Below are 21,922 nucleotides of genomic sequence, written 5' to 3'. Positions count from 1 at the left end.
TCAGCGCGCAGTCGACGTGTAGGGCAGCAGCGCCATCTCGCGCGAGTTCTTCACCGCGATGGCGATGTCGCGCTGGTGCTGGCTGCAGTTGCCGGTGACCCGACGGGCACGGATCTTGCCGCGGTCGGAGATGTACTTCCGCAGCAGGTTCGTGTCCTTGTAGTCGATGAGCTCGGGACGGCCCTTCTTCTCGGCCTTGCAGAAAACGCAGACCTTCTTCTTGGGCTTACGAATGGGTGGCTTCGCCACTGTGTACTCCTGGAATCAAATCTTGAGGAAGAACGAAAGATCAGAACGGGGGCTCGTCGGAGAAGCCGCCGCCGCCGCCACCGCCGGCCGGCGGGGCCGAGCCCCACGGGTCGTCGGCCGGCATGCCGCCGCCACCGCCGCCGCGGTTGCCACCGCCGCCGCCACCGCCGAAGTCACCACCGCCGCCGCCACCGCGGCTGACCTTGTTGACCTTCGCCGTCGCGTAGCGCAGCGAGGGCCCGATCTCGTCGACCTCGAGCTCGACGACGGTGCGCTTCTCGCCTTCCTTGGTCTCGAAGGACCGCTGCTTGAGCCGGCCCTGCACGACCACCCGGGCACCGCGCGTGAGCGATTCGGCGACGTTCTCCGCCGCCTGGCGCCAGATGTTGCAGCGAAGGAAGAGCGCTTCGCCGTCCTTCCACTCGCCGGTCTGCCGGTCGAGCGTGCGCGGGGTGGACGCGACGGTGAAGTTCGCGACCGCCGCACCCGACGGGGTGAAACGCAGTTCGGGGTCGGAAGTCAGGTTTCCGACCACCGTGATGACGGTGTCTCCGGCCACGGGGACGTCCCTTCGGCTCAGGCCTTGGCGGCGACGGGCTTGGCCGCGGCGCGCTTGACCTCACGCCGCATGACCTTGGTGCGCAGCACGGTCTCCTGCAGAGACAGCTGCCGGTCGAGCTCCTTGACGGCGTCCGCGTCGGAGTTCAGGTCGAGCACCGCGTAGATGCCCTCGCCGTGCTTCTTGATCTCGTACGACAGGCGACGGCGGCCCCAGACGTCGACCTTCTCCACGCTTCCGCCCGAATTGCGGATCACGTTGAGGAAGTTGTCCAGCGTGGGGGCGACCGTGCGCTCGTCGAGCGTGGGGTCCAGGATGACCATTACCTCGTAATGGCGTGACACAACCACTCACCTCCTATGGGCTCTGCGGCCACGGCGGATCCGTGGCAGGAGGGTTTGTCCAGGTAAGGATACCCGGCGGGGCCGACAGCCCCGGCAAGCGGGTCAGGACACGCGGCGCAGTACCCAGGTGCGGACCAGCCCGGCCGTCACACCGGCGAGCACGATCACCGCCAGCAGCATCGGCAGCTGCACGCTCGACGCGCTGTCCGCCGAAGCGACCGACTCCGCGTCGCCCGCGTTGCGGATGTCCGGCCCCTGGCCCTGCGGGTTCTCGCCGCCGGTCACCGGCGCGGCGGAGCCGGGCAGCGTGCCCGCGCCGTAGCGGACGCCGGGCGCGACGGCGACGCCGGGCGTCGCGGTCGGGATGCCGTTGTAGTCGCGCCGCGGTGCGGTGCCGCCGGTCGAGCCCGGCACGAGGTTGGCGAGCGGGTCTTCGCCAGAGCCGGACGAAGACGGCGCGTTGGCGGACGCCGAGCTGGGCGCCGAGGACGACGTCGGCGGCTGGTAGTTCGTGGCGAGCGTGGTCAGCCCGCAGTTCGACGTGACCGCGCTGGTGATCGCGTCGAGGACCTGCTTCTTCGTGTCGGCGCTCCAGCCGAGCGCGGAGTTGCCCTGCAGCGCCTGCCCGACGGCGGCGCCGATGGCCTTGCCCTCGATCGTCCCGCCCGCGGAGCTGGGCACCTGCCCGACGGTGAGCGTCTTGGCGGCGAGCGCGTTCGCGACGCCGGTGGGGTCCACGCCGTTGAGCGGGATGAGCCCCAGCAGCGACTGCTGCTTCGCGGCGGCGGCCTGCTTCGCGATGGTGCTGACGGAAGAGCCCGGCACCGCGACCGTGTCACCCATGCTGCCGCTCACCGAGCCCGTGCACTGGCCCGCCAGCGTCGTCGCCGCCGACGCGGTTCCCGAGCCGAGGAACGCGCCGCCGGTCAGGAGTGCGGCGAGCGCGGTGACGCTGAGTGCACGCCGGGATCTCAGCCAGGTGGGGTTCGTCGGCACGAGCGCAGTCCTCCAAGGTCCGTGGGCGGGTCCGCGGGCAGGGACCATCGCGACAGGTAAAACGAACGGGACCTCGAAAAGATACTGGTGAGTCGGGCTAAGCCGCAGCGGCCATTCGGCGGAGCACCCAGGTCCGAACCAGTCCGGCGCTGACTCCGGAGAGTGCAAGAACTGCCACCAGCACGGGCCAGTCCAACCCGTTCGTGTGGTTGTCCCCGGCCGGCGGTAACGCCTGCGCCTCGCCCGCGTTCTGCACGCTCGCGTTGCCGGCCGACGGGGCCGGGTTCGCGAGGCCGTACTGCGGCGCGTAACCCGGGATCTGGCTGCCGTAGCGCAGCGCCGGCGACGGCGAGAACAGCCCAGCCATCGCCATCGGGATGTCGCTGTAGTCGCGCATCGGCGCGTACCCCGTGCTGAACGGCAGGTTCGAGAAGCCCGGGAAGAGCGACGCGAACGGACCGCCGCCGCCCGCGCCGGGCAGCAGCGGGCTGTTGGAGTCGGGGATCGGCTTCTGCCCGGACGGCGTGCCGCCCTGCGGCGCACCCGTCGCGCCCGACGGCGGCTGCTGCGGGCTGCCCGGGTTCTGCTGCGCGGGCGAGCCGCCGGTGAGCGTGCGCTGCGTGGAATCGACGCCCTGCTGCAGCGTGTTCGTGGTGCCCGCGACGGTGTTGTTCAGCGCCCCCGCGGCGGGCGCGCCGACGACCGGCACCGGGGCGACGGCGGTGTTGACCACGTTCACGGTGACCTTGCAGACCGTGCCGAGCAGCGCGTTGACGGTCCCCGTCAACACGCCGGACGCCTGGCCGACCACGCCGAGGTCGAGCGGGAGCCCGAGTAGCGGAGTCGTGCCCTTGACCTGGTCTCCGGGCTTCGCGGTGATCGTCGAGCCGCACGGGGCCGTGAGGGTGTCGGCGGACGCGGTCCCCGGCGCGGCGAACACGGCCGAACCGGCCAGCACGAAGGCCGCGGCGCCCACGGCCGTGGCCCTGCGTGTGCGGTGCTGCATGGCCGTCTGCTCCTTCGCGCGTCGCGGCGGACCCCGTCTCCCCAGGACAACGACGGTAACGGGAACGGGTGACGCCCGCTCAGCCACCGATGTCAGGCGTTCGGGTGCAAGTACGGGTCACGTCCCGTGAGCGTCAGGCGGGCTTGCGGCGCAGCCACGCCCGCACGAGCGCGGCCGCGACGATGGCCAGCGCCAGCACGGCGAGCAGCATCGGCAGCTTCGCCGGGGGCGTCACGGCGGGCAGCGCCTGTGCGGTGCCGGACTTCTTCGCGTCGACGGTCGGCACCTGGTCGGCGGGCAGCTGTCCGGGGATGACCTGCGTGATCACCGGTGGCGCCTGCACGAGCCCGGACGGCAGCATCGCGGCGTTGGTGAAGATGCCCGCGATGGACTCGAGGTCGCCCAGCTGGTCGCCGGGGCCGGTGACCACGGGGTTGAGGCTGCTGCCGGGCGGGTTCTGGCCCGGCGGAGTCTGCCCGGGCGGGTTGTCGCCCGGCGGGTTGTCCTCGGGCGGGTTGTCCTCGGGCGGGTTCTGACCCGGCGGGTTGCCGGTCGCGCCGCCGATCACGTTCTGCGTGGTGTCGCCGACGGTGTTTACGGTGTTCTGCGCGGCCGGGCACACGCCGTTCGCCGCCAGATCACCCACCGCCGGCGTTTCGCCGACGCCGAGCGTGCGCACGACGTCGCCCACCGGGAGCGTGAACAGCGGCTGCTGCCCGTCGGCTTGCTGCGCCTTCGAATCGAGGCCGACCGTGAGCCGGTCGGGGGCGTTGAGCGGGGCGCCGGCGTCGACGGACAGGCCCGTGCCGGACTTGCCGTTCTGCAGCGTGGCCGCGCAGTCGCCGTCGATCGTCGGGCTCGGATCCGCGGAGGCCGTGGCGGGGAACGTGAGCGCGGCCGAGAGAACCGGCACCGCGACGGCGAGCCCCAGGGTGGTGATCCGGCCGGCGTTCTTCCCCATGCAAACCCTCCGAGGTGGTTCACGGAACGCGCTCACGGTACTCGACGAGCGTGACCAACTGGGGCGTCAGGTGCGGATTCACCCGGGGTAGCGTGCTGTCATGCAGATTGGCGCCCATGTCCGCGACGACGATCCGCTGGCCGCCGTCGCCGAGCGAGAAGCCGACGTCGTCCAGTTCTTCCTGTCCGACCCGCAGGGGTGGAAGGCTCCGAAGCCGCACCCGCACGGCGAGGCGATCAAGGAGTCGCCCGTCGAGGTGTTCATCCACGCGCCGTACCTGATCAACGTCGCGTCGCTCAACAACCGCATCCGGATCCCCTCGCGCAAGAACGTCACGCAGCACGCCGACGGCGCCGCCGCGATCGGCGCGAAGGGCCTGATCGTGCACGGCGGGCACGTGGGCGCGGGCGACGACGTGGCCGAGGGGCTGACCAACTGGCGCAAGCTCTTCGAGCGCGAGGCCGAAAAGGGTGGCTTCGCCGTGCCGATCCTCATCGAGAACACGGCCGGCGGCGAGAACGCCATCACCCGCGAGCTCGACGTGATCGCGCGGCTGTGGGACGAGGTCGGCGAGTTCGGCGCCGGGTTCTGCCTCGACACCTGCCACGCCTACGCCGCGGGCTGGGAGCTGGCCGACGCCGTGGAGAAGGTCAAGGCCATCACCGGCCGCATCGACCTCGTCCACCTCAACAACTCGCGCGACGAGTTCGGCTCCAACCGCGACCGCCACGCCAACGTCGTCGGCGGCGACGGCACGATCGACCCCGAGCTGCTCTCCGAGGTCGCCCGCAAGGCCGGGGCCCCCGTCGTCGTCGAGACGCCGAGCGAGGGCCAGGCCGCGGACATCGCCTACGTGCGCAAGCAGGCCGGTTAGGACGTTCCGGGCACCGCCGGCGCGGATCGGCGGTGCCGGAACCCGGCGAACTTCACCCGGTCGCGGGTGCGCTCCAGCACGCCGCCGGCGGGGTCGTCGTCGCCGGCCAGGCGGACGAGGTCCGTGCGCGGGCGGTAGATCTCGCGGATCACGAGCACGCACAGGCCGACCACGGCGAGGTCGCGCACCGCGACCGTGCCGAGGAACCAGCCCTCCGGCAGGCCCTTGTGGTCGACGCCGAGGTAGTAGAACATCCGCGGCGCCCAGACCAGCGCGTCGATCACCATCCAGCCCAGCAGCAGGCGCCAGCGCGGGATCGCGAGTACGGCCAGCGGCACGAGCCACAGCGAGTACTGCGGGCTCCACACCTTGTTCGTCAGCAGGAACGCGGCCACCACGAGGAATGCGAGCTGGCCGAAGCGCGGGCGCCGCGGCGCGGTCAGCGCGATGTACGCGATGCCGGCGCAGCAGGCCAGGAACAGCACGGCGATCACGGTGTTGAGCACCGCCGGCGGCTGCCCTTTTTGGAGTACGCCGTCGAAGCCGGTCCAGCCGGTGGCGTACGAGAGCGCGTTGAAGAGCGAGTCCGGGTCCATCGGGCGCAGCGTGTTGAGCCGGAAGAACTCCCACCAGCCGCGCGTGGCGACGAGGATGAACGGCACGTTCACCACCAGCCACGCCAGCACGGCGAAGCCCGCGGTGCGGCCCCACGCGCGCAGCTTCCCGGCGCGCAGGCACAGCACGAACAGCACCCCGAGCAGCAGCAACGGGTACAGCTTCGCCGCGGCTCCCAGCCCGAGCAGCACGCCGGCGATCTCCGGTCGTCTGCGCGACCACGCGAGGATCCCGGCGGCCGTGCACGCGGTGGCGATCGCGTCGAAGTTCGTGAACGCCTGCACCAGCACCAGCGGCGAGATCGCCACCAGCACGGCGTCCCAGGGCCGGCGTTTCACGGTCCGCCCGGTCGCCCACACCGTGACGAGCCAGGCGAGGGCGAGCCAGAACGCGGAGATGTTGAAGTAGATCGCCACCGGCAGCGCGCCGGGCAGCCAGCCGGAGTCCGCGATGGACAGCCAGCCCGCGGCGAGCTTCGCGTTGATCCACTGGAACAGCCCCGTGAGCACGGGGTACTCCATGTACCGGGTCTGGTCCTCGGCCGTCTGCGTGTCCTCTTTCCAGGACGAGACGTACGGGAACGTACGCGGGTCGTTGAGCCGCTCCGAGCTGTAGAGCGGCACGATGTCGGAGTAGCACATCGCGACGAACGGGCGGCCCGCGCGCCAGTCGAGCTGGTTCACGCCCGCCGAGTCCGTGTACTGCTGGATGCAGGAGGCCTTGCCGAACCAGCACAACACCAGTGCGAGCACCGCGAGGCCGAGGCCCACGCGCTGGGGCGACCAGAACCAGTGCCGCCCCACGGCGGCGTGTTCGCCCAGCGGGCCGCCGATCGGTCTCGTCGCCGCGGCGGCCAGCGGGTCGTTCCAGCTGGGCACGATCCGCTCCGCTGGGGTCAGCGTGCGGGGAGCCGCGTCCGGCTCTTCGGCGGTGGCTTGGTCGGGCACGTCGCGGATGCTATCTGCCCGCAGGTCAGGCGCCTGTCATTTCGGGTCCTCGTAGAACCGGGCAAGTACCTCGAACGCCCCACCGAGGGCCACGGCCTCCTCGCCGAGGTCGCTCAGCTCCACGTCGGTGCGCTGCCACTGCGGCACCGGCAGCAGGTCACGCAGCTGCGCCGCCACCGTGTCGCGGTAGACGTCCGGCGCCGCGCGGATCGTGCGGCCGAACAACACGACGCGCTCCAGGTCGAGGACCTGCACGAGGTCGGCGAGCCCGATCCCGAGCAGCCGCGCGGCCTCGGCCGGCGTGGCCGCCGAGCGGTGCATGATCTCGACGCAGCCGCGGCGGCCGCAGGCGCAGCGCGGGCCGTCGTAGGCGATCGTGGTATGGCCGAACTCACCCGCGTTGGTGCGCGGTCCGCGGTACACGGTGCCGTCGACCAGCAGTCCGACGCCGATGCCCGTGCCGACGAGGACCACGGCCGTGGCCGTTGCCGGCGGGTCCGGCCACGTGTGCGCGACGGCGGCGGAGTTGGTGTTCTTGTCGAGCGTCACGGGCAGTCCGGTGCGCTCGGCGAGCAGGTCGCGAAGGGGCACGTCGTGCCAGCCCGGCATGTTTGTGGCGTCGCGGACGCGGCCCTCCCGGTGATCGAGTGGTCCCACCGCGCCGACGCCGAGGCCGAGCACCCGCTCGGGGGCGACGCCGGCGAGCAGCTGGTGCGTCGCGTCGGCCACGGCGGTCACGGCCTGCTCGGGCGTGAAGCCGGCGGGCAGCGCGCCCTCGGCCGACGCCTCGACCTCACCGGACAGGCCGGTGCGCAGCACGAGGAACCCGTCTCGGTCCAGCTGCGCGCCGAGGGCGCACCGCGCGCCGGGACGGATGCGCAGCAGCGTGCGCGGCTTGCCGACGCCGGCCGAGGCTTGGCGCTCGACGTCGAGCAGCTGCGTCTCGAGCAGCTCGGCGACGATCTTGGACACGGCCTGCTGCGTCAGGCCCGTGCGCTCGGCCAGCTCGACGCGGCTGAGCCCGCCCGCGCGCAGGATGTGGCCGAGCAGCAGCGCCCGGTTGTGGCGGCGCAGCCCGCGCAGGTTGACCCCGGTCTCTGCCATCCGGTGATCCTCCCGAAGAACTGGCCAATTACGCAACAGTGTTGTTTAATGTGGCCCATGGCTGATGACTTGCGGGTGGGCATCCTCGGGTACGGCATCGGTGGCCGCGTCTTCCACGCGCCGCTGGTCGCGGCGACGCCGGGGCTCACCCCGGCGGTGATCGTGACGAAGAACCCGGAGCGATCTTCGCAGGCGCGCGCGGAGTACCCGGACGCCGAGATCGTCCCGGACGCCGACGCGCTCTTCGCCCACGCGGAGGACCTCGACCTGGTCGTGGTGAGCACCCCGAACCGCACCCACGTGCCGCTCGCGCTGCAGGCGATCGAGCTGGGCCTGCCGGTGGTCGTCGACAAGCCGTTCGCGCCGACCGCGGCCGAGGCCGAAACGGTCGTCGCCGCCGCGAAGGCCAAGGGCGTCGGCCTCACCGTCTTCCAGAACCGCCGCTGGGATTCCGACTTCCTCACCGTCCGCAAGGTCATCGACTCCGGCCGGCTCGGCGACGTCTTCCGCTTCGAGTCCCGCTACGACCGCTGGGTGCCGAAGATCAAGGACAACTGGCGCGAACTCGGCGACCCCGCCGAAGCCGGCGGCCTGCTCTACGACCTCGGTGCGCACATCGTCGACCAAGCGCTGCAGCTGTTCGGCCCGGTCACCCAGGTCTACGCGGAGGTCGACCGCCGCCGCCCCGGCGTGCAGGTCGACGACGACGTGTTCGTCGCGCTGCACCACGCGAGCGGCGTCCGCTCGCACCTGTGGAGCTCCGCTCTGGCCGCCACGCGCAACCCGCGCTTCCGCGTGCTCGGCGACCGCGCCGCGTTCACCAAGTACGGCCTCGACGTCCAGGAACCCCAGATCAAGGACGGTCTGCGCCCCGGCGACCAAGGCTGGGGTGTCGAGCCCGAGGCCGACGCGGGCGTCCTGGGTGTCGACGACGGCACCGACCACACCGAGGTCGTGCCCACCGAGGTCGGCCGCTACGAGGACTTCTACGCGCAGGTCCGCGACGCGCTGCGCGGCGAAGGGGCGTTCCCCGTCGACCCGGCGGGGTCGGTCGCCGCGCTGCGCGTGATCGAAGCCGCGCACCGCTCCGGCACCGAAGGCCGTGTCATCACGCTCGACTGACCGCGGTCACCAGACCCGGCCGCGAACTCGGCGACCCCCAGCGTCGAACTCGCGGCCTCCCGCTCTACTGGCGGGCGCGAAAAGAGGCGCCCCCACCCGGTTTCCCGGATGGGGGCGCCTCTTTCTCGTGCGACTCCCGGTCATGGGGTGGGTGCGCCGCCCGTATCCGTCGGCGTCGGGTCACCCGTGGGTGTGTGCTTCGGCGGCTTCGGGATGTGCGAGGGGAACGACGGGAAGCTGCCGTCGGTCGGCCCGTTCGGGTCGCCCGGGTTCACGGGGTTGTTGCCGTCGCCATTACCCGGGTTGGGATCCGGCGTGTCGGTCGGGGTGATGCCCGTGGGCGGGACGCCTGCGTCCGTGGACTGGTCGGACGGCGGCACCTCGTTGCCGATGAGCGGCACCTGGTCGAACCTCTCGCCCGGCTTGCCCGTGAAGTAGGTGTTCATGAACTTCTGCCACAGCGGACCGGCGATCGTGGACCCGAAGATCGGCGAGCTGCCCTTGCCGTGCAGCGCCTGGTCACCGTCGGCGCCGACCCACACCGCCACGGAAACCGACGGCGTGTAGCCGACCATCCACGTCTGCGCGTTGGCGTTGGCCGCCGAAGCCGGCTCGTCCGGGCGCCGGGTGTGCTGCTGCGTCCCCGTCTTGCCGGCGCACTCGTGGCCGGTCGGGCACTTCAGCTTCGAGAACCCGATCACGGGCTCGAGCGTGTCGGTCACGTTGCCCGCGATCTGCTTGCTCAGCTCCGGGTCGCCGTCGGCGAACGCCGACTTGCCCGGCTGCGCCTCCGCTTCGTAGGCGACCTCGTTCTGCGAGTTCGTCACCTTCAGCACGAAGTGCCGGTCGCGCTGCTGGCCGCCCGAAGCGAAGGTGGCGTACGCCGAAGCCTGGTCGGCCGGCGTGATCTTGGTGTCGCCACCGCCGAGCGAGATGTTGTTGTTCGAGATGTCGATCTGCGAGTTGCCGCCGCCGTTGTCCTTGGTCTTCACACCGGCTTCCTCGGCGGCCTGCTTGACCGGGCCCTGCTTCGTCTGGTTGAGGACCATGTCGTAGAACACCGTGTTCGCCGAGATCTTCATGGCCTCCGCGACGGTGCACTGCTCCGAGCAGCTGTCGCTGTCACCGGCGTTGCGGACGATGCGCCCGTCGAACTCGCGGTTGTTGCGGCCGTCGAAGGTCGAGTTGATCCCCTTGCCCATCTTGAGGAACGCCGTCAGGTCGTACGGCTTCATCGACGAACCGGGGTTCTGCGGCGTGTCGGCCCAGTCGCGCGCGGCCTGCTTCTGGCCGTCCACGTCGACGATCGTCGGACCGCCGTAGTACGCGAGCACGCCGCCGGTCTTCGGGTCGACGGCCACGAGTGCGTCGAGCAGCCGGTTGTCCGACTGGTCCTTGAGCGCGTCGGTGCTCAGCTGCTCGGCCGCCGCCTGCGCCTTCGGGTCGATGGTGGTCTGGATCGTGTAGCCGCCGGAGTAGTACTGGTCGTCCGAGATGCCGTGGGCCGCGAGTTCGGCCTTCACCTGGTCGGTGATGAAGGCGTACGGCGCGCCCGAGTCGTCCTTGCTCTCCGACAGCGGGATCGGCGTGGGGAACTGCGCGGCCTTGCGGTCGGCCGCGGTGATGTAGTGGTTCTCCACCATGCGGTCGAGCGCGGTGTTCCACCGGTCGTGCGCGACCTTCGAGTTCTCCGACCGGCCCGGCTGCTGGATGAGGCCGGCCAGCAGCGCCGCTTCGGAGAAGGTGAGGTCCTTGACGTCCTTGTGGAAGTAGGCCTGCGACGCCGCGCCGACGCCGTACGCCCCGCGCCCGAAGTAGATGATGTTCAGGTACGCGGTGATGATGTCCTGCTTCGAGTACGTCTGGTTCATCTTGAAGGACTTGGCCAGCTCGGTCCACTTGCGGGTCAGCGTGGGCGCGTCGTTGTCCGTGGCCTTCTTGATGTACTGCTGCGAGATCGTCGACCCGCCACCGGTGCCGCCGGTGACCTGGTTGTAGACCGCGCGCAGGATGCCCGTGACGTCGAAGCCCGAGTTGGTCTCGAACGACGAGTCCTCGGTCGCGATCGCGGCGTGCTTCATGACGTCGGGGATCTGGTCGGCGGTGAGGATCTGCCGGTTGCCGCCGGACGGTACGTCCTTGCCCATCGGGCTGCCGTCGGCGTAGAGGTACGTCACGGCCTGGCTCTGCCCCTGCGCGACGCTCTGCGGCGAGGGCACGTCGACGCTGAAGTACGTGATCACGAACGCGATCGCGGGGATGACGATGAAGATGCCGACGAACGCGTACGCGCAGCGGCGGATGATCTTCCAGCGGCGCTTCTTGCGCTGCGCCGGCGTGAGGACGCGTCTGCCCTTCGCGTCGAGCGCCGGCTCGGCGGGGAAGACGTCGTCCGGGTCGAGGGGACCCTCGCCGTACGGGTCGTTGCCGTACTGGTCGTCCACGGTGCCGTTGTGCACGTGGTGCGTCATCAGCTCCGGCTCGCGCCGCGGCTGCTGCGGGCCCTGCCCGGGCCGGCGCGCGCCCGGCGGCGGCTGCCGGAACCCGGGCGGCGGTGTGCCGGGCCGGTTCGGCTGCACCCGCGGCCCCGGCGTGCCGGGTGGCGGTGTCCGCGGCGCACCGCCTTGCGGCTGGTTGCGGGCCCACGGCGGCGGCGCCTGCCCGCCCGGAGGGGGTGGTTGACGCCGCGGGTCGGGATCCCGGTCGGGCCAGGAGCGGTTGCGGTCGTCGTTCACGTGCGGATCCTCTTCTCGGACTCGGGCGTGCTGCGGGCGCAGAGCCCCTCTTCACAAGGGGACGCACCGAGGGTGGGGTGGGTTCACTCAACCGGCGGAATCTGTCTCTGCGTGACCACGCCGGCACGACGTGAACCGGACAAAAATACGGCAACTGTACCGGCTGGGCGATGTAGTCTGCGTCACTCGCGGGCGGGGTCCGACACGACGACGGGCTCCCCTCCGGCTGGAGAGGAGCCCTCGCGTTCGTCGGAACGGGCCGCTACCCGGTCGGTCTCGGCTCGGCGCCGGCCTCGCCACCTCCGCCGGTGATCGGACCACCGCCTTCGCCGGGACCACCCGGACCGCCGCCGAAGATCCCGGTTGGGCGGGTGCGCGAGGTGGTCGTCTCCGACGTGGTGGTCTCGCTCGTCGACGTGCTCGACGTGGTGGTCGGCGTCGACTTCGTCGTGGTCGGGCTGGACGTCGTGGTCACGGCGCTCGAGGTGCGGCTCGTGGTGGTCACGGTGTCCGCGTCCTTGCCGATGGGCTGGACCTTCGGGAACTTCTCGCTGGGCTTGCCCTTGAGGTAGGTGTCCATGAAGTCCTGCCACGCCGGGCCCGCGATGGTCGCACCGAAGATCGGCTTGTTGTTCTTGTCGTGCAACGGCTTGTTGCCGTCGCCGCCGATCCACACCGCCGCGGAGACGGACGGGGTGTAGCCCACCATCCAGGTCTGGGCGTTGCGGTCGTCGTAGGACGCCGGGTCGGTCTTCTTCGGGTCGTACTGCTGCGTACCGGTCTTGCCGGCGCAGTCGTGGCCGGTCGGGCACTTCAGGTGGGATTCCTTGATGACCGGCTGGAGCGCGTCGGTGACGTTGCCCGCGATCTGCTGGCTCTTCTGCTCGTCGGGGTCGAACGCCGGCTTGCCCTGCGTCTGGGTGTCGTCGAACTCCACCTCGTCCTGCGAGTTCGTGAGCTTCGAGACGAAGTGCTGGTCGCGACGGATCCCGCCCGACGCGAAGGTCGCGTAACCCGCGGCTTGGTCCTCCGGGGTTACCGCCGTCGCACCACCGCCGAGCGCGATGTTGGCGTCGTCGATGCCGAGCCGGGCCTTGCCGTTCGGAGCCGGCTGGACACCGGCTTCCTTCGCGGCTTCCGCGACCGGGGCGGGCTTCGTCACGTTCAGGACCATGTCGTAGAACACGGTGTTGGCCGAGACCTCCATGGCCTTCTTGACCGTGCACTGCGGGCCACAGCTGGCGCTTTCACCCGCGTTGCGCACGACGCGACCGCCGAGCTCACGGTTGTTGGTGCCGTCGAAGGTCTCGCCGAGGCCCTTCCCCATCTTGAGGAACGCGGTGAGGTCGTACGGCTTCATCGACGAGCCCGGGTTCTGCGGTGTGTTCGCCCAGTCGTTGGCCAGCGCGGTCTTGCCGTCGTCGCCCTTGACCGTGTTCGGGCCACCGTAGTACGCGAGGACCCCGCCGGTTCTCGGGTCGACGGCGACCAGAGCTCCCAGGATGTTCGAGTCGGTTTGACCCTTCATGTTGTCCTGCACCGCCTGCACGGCGGCTTGCTGCGCGGCGGGGTCGATCGTCGTGTAGATCTTCGCGCCGGTGGAGTAGAGCTTGTCCTGGTCGTAGCCCCTGGCTTCGAGCTCGTCCATGATCCGCTGCTGGATGAAGTAGTCCAGCGTGCCGGCGTCCTGCTTGCTCTGCGAACCCTTGGGCACCATCGTCGGGAACGTCGCCTTGGCGCGGTCGGCTTGGGGGAGCCAGCCGTTCGCCACCATCTGGTCCATGACGTAGCTCCACCGCTTCTGGGTGTACGCCTGGTCCTCGGAGCGGCTCGGGCCCTGGATCAGACCGGCCAGCAGCGCGCTCTCCGACGCGGACAGCTGGTTCACGTCCTTGCCGAAGTACGCCTTCGCGGCTGCCGCCACGCCGTTGGCACCGCGGCCGAAGTAGACGATGTTCAGGTAGCCCGTGATGATGTCCGATTTGGACTCTTCGTTGTTGAGCTTGAACGACTTCGCGAGCTCGGTCCACTTGCGGGTCAGCGTCGGGGCGTCGTTCTCCGTCGCCTTCTTGATGTACTGCTGCGAGATGGTCGAACCACCACCGGTACCGCCGGTGACCTGGTTGAACACCGCGCCCAGGATGCCCTTGATGTCGAAGCCCGAGTTGGTCTCGAACGTCTTGTCCTCAGCCGCGTACACGGCGTGCTTGACCACGTCGGGGATCTGGTTCGGCTGCAGCAGTTCCCGGTCGCCGCCGGGCGGGACGCTGCGGCCCATCACCTGGTTGTTGGCGTAGAAGAAGGTGACCGGCTGGCTCTGCAACGCCTTGACGTCCTGCGGGGAAGGAACCTTCACCAGGAAGTACGTGATGACGAATGCGACGGCCGGCAGCACGATGAACAGACCCACGAACGCGTACGCGCAGCGCCGGATGATCTTCCAGCGGCGCTTCTTGCGCTGCCTGGGCGTGAGCGGCTGCTTCACCGGCTTGCCGTTCTCGTCGAGCTCGGGGCCCTCGTCCTCGAAGTCGTCCTCGTCCGAGTACTGCGCCAGCGAGGTACCGTCGCGGTCGTAGTCGTCGTCGTAGCGGTCGTCGTACGGGTCGTAGCCGAAGCTGTCCATGCCGGTGTGCGCGGCGTGGGTGATCAGCTCCGGTTCGCGGTCCGGGTACGACGGCTGCGGGGGCGGCGGAGCCGGACGGCCCTGCGGCGGACGGCGAGCCGGTCCGGACCCGTTCGGGCGGCCTGGACCACCCGGAGCCGGCTGGCGGAAACCCTGTGGCGGGCTCGCGGGCGCGCCGTTCGGCCCCGGCGGGCGGTTGCCCGGGGGCGGCGGCGGTGGTTGCCGGCGCGGCGGCATCCCGCCCTGGCCGGTGGGGCGTTGCGGACGCTGGGGCGCCTGCCGCTGCGGCCGCTGCGGACGGCGGGGCGCGTCGTCGGACGATGGCCACTGTGGGTTCTGCTGGGGCTTCTGGGTGTTCTGCTCGTCGGAGCTCGGCCATTCGGGACCGCCACCGCCACCGCCACCGCCGCGGGCGGCTCGCTGCGGACGCGGTCCGCCGCCGTTCGGGTTGCGGCGCGGGGGCGCTTGCCGTTGCGGGCGGCGCGGCGCGTCCTCACCCGGCCACGCGGGTCCCGGTTCTTCCTCCGGCCACTGGGCACGGCGAGGTGCATCGGGCTCCTGGCCGGGCCAGGAGCGGTTGCGGTCGTCGTTCACGAATGGGCCTCCGAAGACGGCACTGTCGGCACTGCCGGCACTGACGGCCGGGAACAGCCGAAGCGCGCCGCCCTGTGCTCTGCAGCGGTCGTGGTACTCGTCACTGGCCCGCTGTCCTCCGCGGCCGGGTGGGTTGCGGCTCGCCCGTGCCGAGGACGTAGGACAGGACCAGGTGGTTCCAGTGGCACGTCCGGCACACCTCTACGTCGTAGACGGTGAACTCGCCGAACAGGCCCGCCATGCGGGTCAGTTCGTCGGGTGTCCGCGCCGATCCCGAGACGTGCTTCAGCTCGTCCCCGTAGACCCACGACACGAGGGTCAGCGGTGACCGGCGGCACATCGGGCAGGCGCGCTCGTCCGGCCTCCCGTGGAACTTCGCCGCCCTGAGCAGGTAGGGGCTCGCGTCGCAGACCTCGTGGTCGCCGACGCGTCCGGAGCGGACGCCGGCCAGCAGCGCACGGCGCTGTAAGGCGTAGTCCACAACCTGCCGCTGGTTAAGCACGAGGAACAGAGTACGGGCTCTTTCTGTGCGCGCAGTGCCCCCCGCGAATGGGCACCCAGGGCAACCGGTCGGACACGCCGTCGCTTCGATAACTGTCTGGTGACATTTGCCCTGGTCTGACTACTGCCGGGGGTTACTTCCGCCACTTCGATGTATCGGCGCGATATAGTCGGCGAGTAGGTTGACCGAGCCGTACGTCGTTTTGGCAACGGCGGCGGCCGCGGTTTGTTCCCGTGAGGAGGTGTCTTGTGCTCGAACTCGCGATCCTCGGGTTGCTCCACGAGGCGCCGATGCACGGGTACGTGCTGCGCAAGCGCTTGCACGAGACGCTCGGGATGTTCAGGACGTTCTCGTACGGCTCGCTGTACCCGACGTTGCGTCGGCTGCTGCGGGCGGGCTTCCTCGTCGAGGAGCTCGACGAAGCGGACGACCGGGCCTGGTCCCGGCGCGGCCGCCGCGTCTACAAGCTCACCGCCGAGGGCAAGGAGCGGTTCGCCGAACTGCTCGGTGACGCTGGTCCGCAGACCTGGGACGACGAGGGTTTCGGCGTCCACCTGGCGTTCTTCTCGCGGACACCGGCCGACGTCAGGATGCGGATCCTGGAGGGCCGGCGGCGTCGCGTGGAGGAGCGCCGCGAGGGATTGCGCGAGGCGCTGTCGAGGGCCGAGGAGAAGATCGACCGCTACACCCGCGAGCTGCACCGGCTGGGGCTCGAGTCGAGCGAGCGGGAGGTGCGCTGGCTCAACGAGCTGATCGCGCACGAACAAGCCGAGCAGCGCGACCCGAAGGACTAGGGGTGCGCCGTTCGGGCCGCAACGTCGCGGCAGACCTGCAGATGAAGAAAACGGATTAAGGAGACACCGGCATGGGCGAGAACCGCCGCGTTCGGGTGGCCATCGTGGGCGTCGGCAACTGCGCCTCCTCGCTGGTCCAGGGTGTGCAGTACTACCGCGACGCGGATCCCGGCACGCGCGTCCCCGGTTTGATGCACGTCCAGTTCGGGGAGTACCACGTGCGCGACGTCGAGTTCGTCGCCGCGTTCGACGTCGACGCCAAGAAGGTCGGTCGCGACCTCTCGGAGGCGATCTTCGCCAGCGAGAACAACACGATCAAGATCGCCGACGTGCCGCCGCTGGGCGTCACGGTGCAGCGCGGGCACACCTACGACGGCCTCGGCCGCTTCTACCGCGAGACCATCGCCGAGTCCGACGAGGCGCCGGTCGACATCGTCGGCGCGCTGCGCGACGCGAAGGTCGACGTGCTCGTCTCCTACCTGCCCGTCGGGTCCGAAGAGGCCGACAAGTTCTACGCGCAGGCCGCGATCGACGCCGGCGTGGCGTTCGTGAACGCGCTGCCCGTGTTCATCGCGTCGGACCCGGTGTGGGCCAAGAAGTTCGAAGACGCCGGGGTGCCGATCGTCGGTGACGACATCAAGTCGCAGGTCGGGGCCACGATCACGCACCGCGTGCTGGCGAAGCTCTTCGAGGACCGCGGCGTGCAGCTCGACCGCACGATGCAGCTCAACGTGGGTGGGAACATGGACTTCCTGAACATGAAGGAGCTCGAGCGCCTCGAGTCGAAGAAGATCTCGAAGACCCAGTCGGTGACCTCGCAGGTCGACCGCGAGCTCGGCAAGGGCAACGTCCACATCGGACCGTCGGACTACGTGCAGTGGCTCGACGACCGCAAGTGGGCCTACGTGCGCCTCGAGGGCCGCGCGTTCGGCGACGTGCCGCTGAACCTGGAGTACAAGCTCGAGGTGTGGGACTCCCCCAACTCCGCGGGCATCATCATCGACGCCGTGCGCGCCGCGAAGATCGCGAAGGACCGCGGCATCGGCGGCCCGATCCTCTCCGCGTCGTCCTACTTCATGAAGTCGCCGCCGGAGCAGTACGACGACTCCACCGCGCGCGACGCGGTCGACAAGTTCATCCGGGGCGAGCTCGAGCGCTGAGTCCCCCGCGACGAAAGGCCCGCCGATCCTTCGGCGGGCCTTTCAGCTTGTCTGGGGCAGGCTTGTCCAGGCTGGTCAGAGACCCAGCGCGGCCGGCAGTTCGTTGATGTCGCGCACCACCGCGGTGGTCTGGGCCAGCACCGCCGGGTCCGGCGGGAAGTGCGGGTTCGGGACCGCGTACACGGCCATCTCCGCCGCGAGCGCCGCGCGCAGGCCGTTGGTCGAGTCCTCCACGGCAGCGCTGCGGTCGGCCGCGACGTTGAGCAGCGTCGCCGCGCGCAGGTAGACGTCCGGCGCGGGTTTGCCGGCGCCGACCTCCTCGCTCGACACCGCGACGGGCACCAGCGACGTGAGGTCACAGGCGTGCAGGAACGCCTGGATCAGCGCCGGCGGCGACGAACTCGCGATCGCCACCGGGTACCGGCGGGCGACGGTCCGGACCACGTCCGGGGCGCCGTCGATCACGGGCGGGCCGGCTTCGTAGCGCTCGGCCATCCGGCTGACCACGACCTGGGCGATCTCGTCCGGCGTCAGTTGCGCGCCGAGCGTGTTCACCAGGTACGAAGCCCACTCCGGGGTGCTCATCCCTTGCTGTTTCCTGGTCGAGTCGGGTAACCAGGTACCGCCGTGCGCTGCGACGACGTCGCGGCGCACCTCGTCCCACAGTTTTTCCGAGTCCACCAGTACGCCGTCGAGGTCGAAGATCACCGCGTCCACCGCTACAGCGTAGCGTGTGAGCCGAATTACTTCGCCACCCTAACTAAATTTGTTAGCATGGCTAAGTGACTTCCCCGATCGTCGACCTCGCGCACCGGCTCTGGCCGGTCGTCTTCCGGCTCTACTACCTGGTGCGCCGCGAGACCTCGCAGGCGTTGACGCCCACGCAGGGTTCGGTGCTGTCCGAGCTCGTGCGCGTCGGGCCCAGCCGCATGAGCCGCCTCGCTCAGCTCGAAGGCGTGCGCATGCCGTCGATGACCGACGTCGTCGGGCGCCTGGAGCGGTTCGGGCTCGTGACCCGCCGCCCCGACCCGGACGACGGGCGGGCCGTGCTCGTGGAAGCCACGGAAGAGGGTGAGCGCTTCTACGCCGAGCTCGTCGCGGCCCGGGAAGCGCAGATGCGCGAACGGCTGCTGGAGCTGGACGACGAAGAGCGCGCCGCGATCGACGCCGCGTTGCCCGCGCTCGGCAAGCTGATCCGCGACTTCCACCTCGAACCCTCGAACAACCCCAAGAAGTCTGAGGAGGAACTGATCAGCGATGAGCGCTGAGCACCACTCGAGCCTGCTGGACGCGGTCAAGGGCCAGCCCAAGCAGGTGTGGATCACGGCGTTCGCCGCGGTCATCGCGTTCATGGGCATCGGCCTGGTCGATCCGATCCTGCTGTCGATCGCCAAGGGCCTGAACGCGTCCCCGTCGCAGGTCACGCTGCTGTTCACGTCGTACCTCGGCGTGCAGGTGATCGCGATGCTGTTCACCGGCTCGATGTCCGCGCGCTTCGGCGCGAAGCGCACCGTGCTGGTCGGGCTGACGCTGATCGTCGCCGCGACCGCGCTGTGCGCGGCGGCCGGTTCGATCGAGCAGCTCGTGGGCCTGCGGGCGCTGTGGGGGCTGGGCAACGCGTTCTTCATCGCCACCGCGCTGTCGGTGATCGTCGGCGCCGCCACGGGCGGGCAGTCCGGTGCGATCCTGTTGTACGAGGCCGCGTTGGGTGTCGGCCTGTCGGTCGGCCCGCTGCTGGGTGCGCTGCTCGGCACGATCTCGTGGCGCGGCCCGTTCCTGGGCACGGCCGTGCTGATGGCCGGCGCGCTCGTGCTGTGCACGGTGTTCCTGAAGAGCGATTCCCACGAGAAGCGCACCCCGATCAAACTGCTCGACCCGATCCGCGCGCTCAAGCACCCGGGCCTGCTGCGCACTTCGGTCGCTTCGGCGCTGTACACGGCCGCGTTCTTCGCGGTGCTGGCGTGGTCGCCGTTCGTGCTGGGCTGGAACGCGATCGCCGTCGGCCTGATCTTCTGCGGCTGGGGTCTGTGCGTCGCGGTCGCCGGCGTGGTGTTCGCGCCGAAGCTCGCCGCGCGGTTCGGCGAACGGCACGCGGCCGCGCTCGCCGTGGTCGGTTACACGGTGCTGATGCTGGTGCTGGCCGTGCCCAGCAAACCGGTCGTGGTCATCGGGATCGTGCTCTCCGGGCTCGTCTCGGGTCTGCTGAACACGCTGTTCACCGGCACCGCGATGTCGATCAGCGACGCGCCGCGGCCGGTCGCGAGCGCGGGTTACAACTTCTGCCGGTGGCTCGGCGGTGCGGTGGCCGCGACACTCGTGGGCCACGTCGCCGACTGGCTCGGCTGGGAGCAGGGCCCGTTCGTGATCGCGGCGGTGCTGTGCCTCGTCGCCGCGGTGCTGCTGTCGCTGCGGGAGAAGCAGGCCGACGCGCGTGAGCTGCCGAAGGAAGCCGCGCTCGTGGGTGAGGAAGAGCTCTGACCCACGCTCCGACAGAGCCCCGGACTGTCCGTCCGGGGGCTTTCACGTAGTTGGTGCCCATTGGTCGTAATACACCTGCTGTTCACCTGTTGGCCCGATTTGGTCACGTTTGGCCGCATACGGTCGCTTTTGTTCCCCCACTGAAGTGACCTGGAGGCCCTGTGTCCTTGGAGCGCGGGCGACTGCTGCCCCTGTTCACCACCCACCCCGGCGGCCGATCTCCCCTCACGTGCGAGTACCGCTGCGGCAACGCGTGTTCCCACGAAGCCCCGAACCCCTCGGGCAACGAGTACTTCGGCGACGTCGCCAAGAGCGTCTCGCGTCGCGGTGTGTTCAAGGCCGGTGCGGTCATGGCCGCGGCCGCGGGCGGGTTCGCCGCGCTGTCGGGCACCGCCGCCGCGGCGCCCGCCGAGAAGAACGGTCACGGCGGCGGGCACCCGCGGCCGGTCCCCGGCACGGACTTCGACGCGGTGCCGCCGAACAAACTCGACCGCGTCAGCATCCCCGAGGGCTACGACCAGCACGTGGTGATCCGCTGGGGCGACGCCGTGGTGCCGGGCGCGCCGGAGTTCGACTTCCGCCGGCAGACCGCGGCCGCGCAGGCCAAGCAGTTCGGCTACAACAACGACTTCGTGGGCTTGATCCCGCAGGATTCCCTGGGGCTGCGCAACCTGCTCGTCGTCAACCACGAGTACACGACCGAGGTCCACCTGTTCCCGGCCGACCAGTACGACCCGGCGAACCCGACCGAGGAGCAGGTGAAGATCGCGTGGGCGGCCCACGGCCTGTCCGTGGTCCAGACCCTGCGCGACCCGATCGGTGGCGCGCTGCGCACGGTGGCGAGCCCGCTCAACCGCCGCATCACGCTCGACACGATCTTCGAGGTGCGCGGTCCGGCGGCGGGCTCGAAGTACCTCAAGACGTCGGCCGACCCGTCGGGCAAGCGCGTGCGCGGCACGCAGAACAACTGCTCCGGCGGGGTCACGCCGTGGGGCACCGTGCTTTCCGGCGAAGAGAACTTCCACCAGTACTTCGCCAACGCCGACGAGGTGACGGACCCGCAGCAGGCGGCGCGGCTCAAGCGCTACGTGATCGGCACCGGCGAGAGCACGCGCAAGTGGGAGCGCTTCGACAAGCGCTGGGACGTCGCGCAGGAGCCCAACGAGCCCAACCGGTTCGGCTGGGTCGTGGAGATCGACCCGAACGACCCGCACTCCGCGCCGATCAAGCACACCGCCCTCGGCCGCTTCAAGCACGAGGCCGCGAACGTGAAGATCACCGCCGACGGCCGCGTCGCCGTGTACTCCGGCGACGACGAACGGTTCGAGTACATCTACAAGTTCGTGTCGAAGGGCAAGTACAGGAAGGGCAACTCCGCCCAGGCCCGGCGCCACAACTCGGCGCTGCTCGACGAGGGCACGCTGTACGTCGCGAAGTTCACCGGCGACAGCCCTTCGGCGGAGATCGACGGGACCGGGAAGCTCCCGGCCGACGGCGAGTTCGACGGCGCCGGCGAGTGGCTTCCGCTGGCCAGCGGAAGCAAGTCCTTTGTGGAGGGTTTCACCGCCGAGGAGGTGTACGTCTTCACGCGCCAGGCCGCCGACAAGGCGGGCGCCACCAAGATGGACCGGCCCGAGGACATCGAGCCCAATCCCGTCAACGGCCGGATCTACGCGGCGCTCACCAACAACACCGACCGCGGCGCGGCGGGCAAGGCGGGCGTCGACGAGGCGAACCCGCGCGTGGGCAACAAGAACGGCCACGTGCTCGAGTGGGCAGAGGCTCGCGGCGACGCGGCGGCGACCCGGTTCTCCTGGCGGCTGCTGCTCGTCTGCGGTGACCCGGCCACGGCCGACACGTACTTCGGCGGCTTCCCGAGGAACCAGGTCAGCCCGATCTCGTGCCCGGACAACGTCGCGTTCGACCCGCACGGCAACCTGTGGATCTCCACCGACGGCAACACGCTCGGCGCGAACGACGGCCTGTTCTCCGTGCCCGTTTCGGGTCCGGAGCGCGGGCACGTGAAGCAGTTCCTGTCCGTGCCGGTGGGCGCGGAGACGTGCGGTCCGGTCGTCACCGACCACCTCGTGCTCGTCGCCGTGCAGCACCCGGGTGAGAACGCGGCGAGCTCGGCCAGCCCGTCGTCGCACTGGCCCGACGGGGGCACCACGCAGCCGCGGCCGTCGATCGTTTCGGTGTGGCGCAAGGGCCGCTTCGGCCTCGCCGGCCGCATCGGCGTGCGGTAACTCTTTGGGGTGT

At 70.3% G+C, this 21,922-nt stretch carries 19 protein-coding genes; 7 read left to right on the top strand and 12 right to left on the bottom strand.

Annotated elements, in window-relative coordinates:
* The 6 genes from rpsR to ACIA77_RS10770 all read right to left on the bottom strand — a co-directional run bounded on the left by rpsR (nt 1) and on the right by ACIA77_RS10770 (nt 4,115).
* Nucleotides 1–249 carry a 30S ribosomal protein S18 gene (gene rpsR, locus ACIA77_RS10795; protein ID WP_003098744.1) on the bottom strand — a complete coding sequence of 83 codons (249 nt, stop codon included), beginning with the start codon at nt 247–249 and terminating at the stop codon, nt 1–3.
* Nucleotides 250–289: 40 nt separating this feature from the next.
* The gene (locus ACIA77_RS10790; RefSeq protein WP_395885575.1) at nt 290–808 is read right to left on the bottom strand and encodes a single-stranded DNA-binding protein; all 519 of its coding nucleotides are present in this window, start codon (nt 806–808) and stop codon (nt 290–292) included.
* Between the two features lie 17 nt (nt 809–825).
* Entirely contained in the window at nt 826–1,152 is a 327-nt protein-coding gene (gene rpsF, locus ACIA77_RS10785; protein WP_204092418.1) for a 30S ribosomal protein S6, read from the bottom strand.
* Nucleotides 1,153–1,254: 102 nt separating this feature from the next.
* Nucleotides 1,255–2,148 (bottom strand): hypothetical protein, encoded by an 894-nt coding sequence (locus ACIA77_RS10780; RefSeq protein WP_395885574.1) that lies wholly within the window; start codon nt 2,146–2,148, stop codon nt 1,255–1,257.
* Nucleotides 2,149–2,245: 97 nt separating this feature from the next.
* Nucleotides 2,246–3,154 (bottom strand): hypothetical protein, encoded by a 909-nt coding sequence (locus ACIA77_RS10775; protein WP_395885573.1) that lies wholly within the window; start codon nt 3,152–3,154, stop codon nt 2,246–2,248.
* Nucleotides 3,155–3,287: 133 nt separating this feature from the next.
* Nucleotides 3,288–4,115, bottom strand: coding sequence for a hypothetical protein (locus ACIA77_RS10770; RefSeq protein WP_395885572.1), 828 nt, complete (start codon nt 4,113–4,115; stop codon nt 3,288–3,290).
* A 100-nt stretch (nt 4,116–4,215) separates the two neighbouring features.
* Here ACIA77_RS10770 and ACIA77_RS10765 point away from each other — a divergent pair, with 100 nt between their 5' ends.
* Nucleotides 4,216–4,989, top strand: coding sequence for a deoxyribonuclease IV (locus ACIA77_RS10765; protein WP_395885571.1), 774 nt, complete (start codon nt 4,216–4,218; stop codon nt 4,987–4,989).
* Here the strand turns inward: ACIA77_RS10765 and ACIA77_RS10760 are convergent.
* Both ACIA77_RS10760 and ACIA77_RS10755 read right to left on the bottom strand, forming a co-directional pair.
* Nucleotides 4,986–6,551 carry a glycosyltransferase family 87 protein gene (locus ACIA77_RS10760; RefSeq protein WP_395885570.1) on the bottom strand — a complete coding sequence of 522 codons (1,566 nt, stop codon included), beginning with the start codon at nt 6,549–6,551 and terminating at the stop codon, nt 4,986–4,988. The genes ACIA77_RS10765 and ACIA77_RS10760 overlap by 4 nt on opposite strands.
* Nucleotides 6,552–6,587: 36 nt before the next feature.
* Nucleotides 6,588–7,655, bottom strand: coding sequence for an ROK family transcriptional regulator (locus ACIA77_RS10755; RefSeq protein ID WP_395885569.1), 1,068 nt, complete (start codon nt 7,653–7,655; stop codon nt 6,588–6,590).
* A 57-nt stretch (nt 7,656–7,712) separates the two neighbouring features.
* Between ACIA77_RS10755 and ACIA77_RS10750 the strand changes: the two genes are divergently transcribed.
* Nucleotides 7,713–8,777, top strand: a complete 1,065-nt coding sequence (locus ACIA77_RS10750; protein ID WP_395885568.1) for a Gfo/Idh/MocA family oxidoreductase — start codon at nt 7,713–7,715, stop codon at nt 8,775–8,777.
* Nucleotides 8,778–8,917: 140 nt separating this feature from the next.
* Here ACIA77_RS10750 and ACIA77_RS10745 read toward each other — a convergent pair whose 3' ends face one another.
* The 3 genes from ACIA77_RS10745 to ACIA77_RS10735 all read right to left on the bottom strand — a co-directional run bounded on the left by ACIA77_RS10745 (nt 8,918) and on the right by ACIA77_RS10735 (nt 15,231).
* The gene (locus ACIA77_RS10745; protein ID WP_395885567.1) at nt 8,918–11,512 is read right to left on the bottom strand and encodes a transglycosylase domain-containing protein; all 2,595 of its coding nucleotides are present in this window, start codon (nt 11,510–11,512) and stop codon (nt 8,918–8,920) included.
* Nucleotides 11,513–11,774: 262 nt separating this feature from the next.
* A complete protein-coding gene (locus ACIA77_RS10740; RefSeq protein ID WP_395885566.1) occupies nt 11,775–14,729 on the bottom strand; it encodes a transglycosylase domain-containing protein in 2,955 nt (984 codons plus the stop codon).
* 100 nt (nt 14,730–14,829) lie between these two features.
* Complete coding sequence (locus ACIA77_RS10735; RefSeq protein ID WP_395885565.1) at nt 14,830–15,231, bottom strand: DUF5318 domain-containing protein; 402 nt, start codon at nt 15,229–15,231, stop codon at nt 14,830–14,832.
* Between the two features lie 248 nt (nt 15,232–15,479).
* Here ACIA77_RS10735 and ACIA77_RS10730 point away from each other — a divergent pair, with 248 nt between their 5' ends.
* Both ACIA77_RS10730 and ACIA77_RS10725 read left to right on the top strand, forming a co-directional pair.
* Nucleotides 15,480–16,025 carry a PadR family transcriptional regulator gene (locus ACIA77_RS10730; RefSeq protein ID WP_395885564.1) on the top strand — a complete coding sequence of 182 codons (546 nt, stop codon included), beginning with the start codon at nt 15,480–15,482 and terminating at the stop codon, nt 16,023–16,025.
* 71 nt (nt 16,026–16,096) lie between these two features.
* A complete protein-coding gene (locus ACIA77_RS10725; RefSeq protein WP_395885563.1) occupies nt 16,097–17,185 on the top strand; it encodes an inositol-3-phosphate synthase in 1,089 nt (362 codons plus the stop codon).
* 75 nt (nt 17,186–17,260) lie between these two features.
* On the opposite strand, the gene ACIA77_RS10720 is transcribed toward ACIA77_RS10725, so the two are convergent.
* Nucleotides 17,261–17,902 (bottom strand): HAD family hydrolase, encoded by a 642-nt coding sequence (locus tag ACIA77_RS10720; RefSeq protein WP_395885562.1) that lies wholly within the window; start codon nt 17,900–17,902, stop codon nt 17,261–17,263.
* Between the two features lie 65 nt (nt 17,903–17,967).
* On the opposite strand from ACIA77_RS10720, the gene ACIA77_RS10715 reads away from it, so the two are divergent.
* The 3 genes from ACIA77_RS10715 (at nt 17,968) to ACIA77_RS10705 (ending at nt 21,909) form a co-directional block, all read left to right on the top strand.
* Nucleotides 17,968–18,453 (top strand): MarR family winged helix-turn-helix transcriptional regulator, encoded by a 486-nt coding sequence (locus ACIA77_RS10715; protein ID WP_395885561.1) that lies wholly within the window; start codon nt 17,968–17,970, stop codon nt 18,451–18,453.
* Complete coding sequence (locus ACIA77_RS10710) at nt 18,443–19,663, top strand: MFS transporter (RefSeq protein ID WP_395885560.1); 1,221 nt, start codon at nt 18,443–18,445, stop codon at nt 19,661–19,663. Before ACIA77_RS10715 ends, ACIA77_RS10710 begins: the two co-directional genes overlap by 11 nt.
* A gap of 161 nt (nt 19,664–19,824) precedes the next feature.
* A complete protein-coding gene (locus tag ACIA77_RS10705; protein WP_395885559.1) occupies nt 19,825–21,909 on the top strand; it encodes a PhoX family protein in 2,085 nt (694 codons plus the stop codon).
* The last annotated feature ends 13 nt before the right edge of the window (nt 21,910–21,922 follow it).

Source organism: Amycolatopsis sp. NPDC051903, assembly GCF_044452505.1.
Classification (GTDB): Bacteria; Actinomycetota; Actinomycetes; order Mycobacteriales; family Pseudonocardiaceae; genus Amycolatopsis.
The sequence above is the reverse complement of the archived record's forward strand: the minus strand, read 5'-3'. Positions and strand labels throughout refer to the sequence as shown.